The organism is Lutibacter sp., from assembly GCF_013139515.1.
Lineage (GTDB): Bacteria > Bacteroidota > Bacteroidia > Flavobacteriales > Flavobacteriaceae > Lutibacter.
This window is the reverse complement of the sequence record NZ_WTAR01000097.1, coordinates 1-4,492: the sequence shown is the minus strand read 5'-3', so window position 1 is coordinate 4,492 and position 4,492 is coordinate 1. Positions and strand designations below refer to the sequence as shown.

At 30.9% G+C, this 4,492-nt stretch carries 3 protein-coding genes, 1 pseudogene and 1 riboswitch; all 4 genes and pseudogenes read right to left on the bottom strand.

The features are described 5' to 3' along the window. Positions 1 to 106: 106 nt before the first annotated feature. Positions 107 to 211: riboswitch (SAM riboswitch) on the bottom strand. 75 nt (positions 212 to 286) lie between these two features. After that, complete coding sequence (locus tag GQ540_RS09040) at positions 287 to 862, bottom strand: bifunctional precorrin-2 dehydrogenase/sirohydrochlorin ferrochelatase (protein WP_291800236.1); 576 nt, start codon at positions 860 to 862, stop codon at positions 287 to 289. A gap of 21 nt (positions 863 to 883) precedes the next feature. Then, positions 884 to 1,669, bottom strand: coding sequence for a uroporphyrinogen-III C-methyltransferase (cobA, locus tag GQ540_RS09035; RefSeq protein WP_291800234.1), 786 nt, complete (start codon positions 1,667 to 1,669; stop codon positions 884 to 886). Continuing rightward, entirely contained in the window at positions 1,659 to 3,749 is a 2,091-nt protein-coding gene (locus tag GQ540_RS09030) for a HEPN domain-containing protein (RefSeq protein WP_291800232.1), read from the bottom strand. Before GQ540_RS09030 ends, cobA begins: the two co-directional genes overlap by 11 nt. A 95-nt stretch (positions 3,750 to 3,844) precedes the next feature. Beyond that, positions 3,845 to 4,492, bottom strand: a pseudogene (locus GQ540_RS09025) (sulfate adenylyltransferase); the annotation flags it as partial.

The following is a 4,492-nucleotide window of genomic DNA, read 5'->3' as shown; positions in this document are numbered from 1 at the left end:
TAGTGACATCCTTTTTTGAAAAAAAAGATATAACGAAAAGCCCGACCGCTTGCGGTAACGCCCAAATTAGTATTAAAAAGAAAGAAGATACTTTGTGAAGTTTTCCTGGTTATCTTCCCACAAAATTGCGGTAGAACGTAGCACCTTCTTTATAAATAAAGGGTTGCTAAGGCTTCAACAGGTCTATTCCCTCTGCCTTTCTTAATAACTAAATCATTGTGTTTATGAACTTGAGTGCAAATAAACGGCATATTCCCTTCATTTACAAATGATTTGAGTTTTTTATCTATTTAGGTAATATTGTTTTGGTTAATTCATTTAAAGTTTCAACTTTATTTGCAAAATCACCTTTTATTGACTTTCTAAATTGATTCAAGTTTTCAACCAAATCATTGATATTCTCTGGTATTACTTCTTCAAAAAACTGCCGTAAGCGCTTGGCTAAAGTTGGTGATTTTCCGTTGGTTGAAATGGCAATTTTTACATTTCCTTTGGTTACAATACCTCCTAAATAAAAATCGCATAACTGTGGTGTGTCTGCAACATTAATTAATATGTTTTCAGCTTTAGCATCTTCATATATTTGTTTATTAACTTGCTCATTATTAGTTGCAGCAATAACTAATTGCTTGTTTTTTAAGGCTAACTTATTATACCTAGCTTTTGATACTGATACATTAAATTTATTAGTAAGTTCAAGTACATCTTCATCAAAATCTATTGAAACCACTAACACATTTGCATTTGGACTAGATTTTAACAAAAAGGACAGTTTTTCACATGCAACTTTCCCTCCTCCAACAATTAAAACGTTTAATTGTGAAACTTTTAAAAAAATTGGATATAACTCATTTTGTTCCATAATTCTTAAACTTATTTCTCACTATTGACGAGAACTATTATGAGAAATTACATTTAGTTCTTCATAAAACGAACGCAATTTTACACTTTCTTTTACCACTTCTCCAATTACAATAATAGCTGGCGATGCTAGTTTTTTATTTTCAACAATTTCTAAAATAGAATCAATAGTACCCAAGCCAATTTTTTCGTTTTTAGTAGTTCCATTTTGGATAATTGCTGTTGGGATATTATTTTTATTAAACTTTTTGAAAACCGAAACAATCTCATTTAATTTACTCATTCCCATTAAAATTACAACTGTTGCAGTTGATTGTGCCGCTAAATAAATATCATTTGATAATTTTCTTTCAGAAGTAGTTCCTGTAATTACCCAAAAACTTTCAGAAATACCTCTTTGGGTTAAAGAAATTCCCTGACTTGCTGGCACAGCCATTGATGAAGAAATTCCTGAAATTACTTCAGTTTCAATCCCAAAGGATTCTATAAATTCAATTTCTTCTGAACCTCTTCCAAATATAAATGGATCTCCTCCTTTTAAGCGAACTACATTTCCATGTTGAAATGCATTTTCTACAATTAATTTATTAATTTCATCTTGAGAATACGTATGTAAACCCTTTCGTTTTCCAACAAAAATAAGCTTTGTGTTTTTTGATACATAATTCAATAACTCTCTGTTTATCAAAGAATCATACAAAACAACAGTTGCTTTTCTCAAGGCCTTTACACCTTTTACTGTAATTAAATCTGGATCTCCTGGTCCAGCACCAATTAAAGTGACTTTTGGAACTTTTTTAAACTTCATTTGTTGCTGTTTTAGTTCTAAATTGGTTTACTTTTTCATAAAACAACTTCGCATCGCTCACATATTTTTGAGCAAATTCTTGTGAAGGTTTATTGGTTTTAATTTGATAAACAAATTCTGAAAATGATGATGTTAATTCAATTTCATTTCCAAAAGTTTCTTCAAATTGTGTAATAATTCCTGCTTGTGTATTTGTTTTCTTCCCTTCAGTAATTAACAAGGCTTTTGCTGTGTTTACAATACTTGTGTACGAATAATAAATACTATCAGAATATTGATTTAATTTTAATGCTTCAGAAGCATAATTTATTTTCTCTTCACTTTCAAACAGTAAAGTAGCAACCAAATCAATAACTACACCTGCACATTCACCAACTCCAACAGCTTTAGCGTATGTTTCTTCAGTTCCCCAATCAATAAAATCGGTTTGAGTTAAATTTGAAGAATCAGCCAAAGGTTTTAATAAATTATAGAAATAAATCTCACCTTGTCTATCATAATAATTTAAAAAAGTTTCTTTATTAATTAAATTTGCTTCAAAATTATTCAAAATAGTTCTTAAGGCTTCCGGACCTCTTTTACTTGGAATTTTAATTACCTTATTTGCAATTCTTCCTTTTCCATCTCCTAAAACACCTCCACCTAATAACACTTGCAATGCAGGCGCCACTAAATTTCCTGATTTAATTGACATTCCTTGAAAGCCAATTTGAGCCATTGTATGTTGTCCACAAGCGTTCATACAACCACTAATTTTTATGGTAATTTCTTTATTATTAGCGTATTTTGGAAATTCATTTCTTAACACATTCTCAAGCTCTCTAGAAATACCTGTACTACTTGCAATACCCAAATTACACGTGTCAGTTCCTGGGCAAGATGTAATATCTAAGGTGCTATTGTAACCGCTTTCAGCAAATCCTAATTTATTTAATTCAACATAGAAAAAAGGCAATAACTCATTTTTTACATGATGAATTAATATATTTTGACGTAAGGTTAAACGCAATTCATTAGCTGCATATTTCTTTATTAAATTGGCTAATAAGCGTGCTTTATCTGTATAAAAATCACCTAAAGGAATTTTAATTCCAATGGCGCTAAACCCAGCTTGTTTTTGTAGAATTACATTCGTTTTTTTCCACAAATCATACGCAGTTCTATCTTCTATTTCTACTGAAGGAATTTCAATTTCAGGAATAGTTATTTCAGTATCAAAATTTGAAGTATCTATTTTAAATGTTGTGTGCGACAATGCTTTTTGTTCTTCCTCTATTAAAGTTTTAAAAGCATCTAAACCTATTTCTTTTACTAAAAATTTCAGCCTAGCTCTTGCCCTTTTTGATCGTTCTCCATATCTATCAAACACACGTAAAACAGCTTCCGTAATTGGAATAATTTTATCTACTGAAATAAATTCATACAAAACATCTGCCAAACGTGCTTGTGATCCTAAACCACCTGCCAACAATATTTTAAACCCTCTTTTTCCATCTTTTAGTTTCGCTATAAAACCCAAATCGTGCATAAAACTTAAAGCAGTATCTTCATCGGTTCCTGAAAAAGAGATTTTAAATTTCCGCCCCATTTCCTGGCAAATTGGATTTCTTAAAAAGAATTCAAAAACAGCTTGTGCATAAGGTGAAACATCAAAAGGTTCATTTGGATCTATACCTGCAGTTTCTGATGCTGTTACATTTCTTACCGCATTTCCACAAGCTTCACGCAAGGTAATATCATTTTTTTCTAATTCAGCCCAAAGTTCAGGTGTTCTATCTAAACTTACGTGATGAATTTGAATATCTTGACGTGTAGTAATGTGCAATCTTCCGCGCGAATATTCATCTGAAACTTTTGCAATTCTATGCAATTGTTCGCTTGTTACTTTTCCGTAAGGCAGCTTGATTCGAATCATTTGAACACCAAACTGTCGTTGTCCGTAAACGCCACGTGCTAAACGTAAACTTCTAAAACGTTCCTCATCAATTTTCCCTTCGTAAAATAGACTTATTTTTTTTTCTAAGTCAATAATATCCTTAGCGACGATCGGATTTTCGATCTCGCTTCTAAAGCTTTGCATGGTGTTATTTTTTTTAGTTAGTAAAAAAATTTCCTAGTTCATAAGCTAATATGAATTAAAATTTATTGTATGTTTTTGATTTTTAGTTTCTTAACCTAATCTATAAAGCCGGCACCTACCGTATTGTTTGTTTGTGGATCTATTAAAATAAATGCTCCGTTTGTTCTATGTTTTTTAAATGAATCAAAGAAAATTGGTTTGTTTAATTGCAATGAAACTGAAGCAATATCATTAATTCTCAAACTAGATACATTGGTTTCAATTCCAGAAAAATCAGTTTCAATTTTATTATTAATTGCACTTACTTTTGCCAACACTTTATTCACTCCATGTTGTAACACATATTTTGAACCTGCTGTTAATTCTTTTGTACACATCCAAGAAACTGTGGCTGTAAATTTTTTGTCAACTTTTGGTAATTCATTTGCTTTCACAATCATATCACCTCTACTCACATTTACATCGTTTGCCAATGTTACAGATATAGAAGACCTTCTTGAAGCGCTTTCGTACTTTTTATCATTAAAGTAAATTTCTTTAATTGTTGTTTTTGTTTCTGATGGTAATACAACCACTTCATCACCAACTTTTATATCACCTCCGTAAACCTTACCTGCATATCCTCTGTAATCGTGAAATTCTTCAGTTTTTGGACGAATAACAAATTGTACAGGAAAACGCATTTTTCCATTATTATAAACATCAGCAGTGTCTAATTTTTCTAAATGTTCTAATAATGTTTT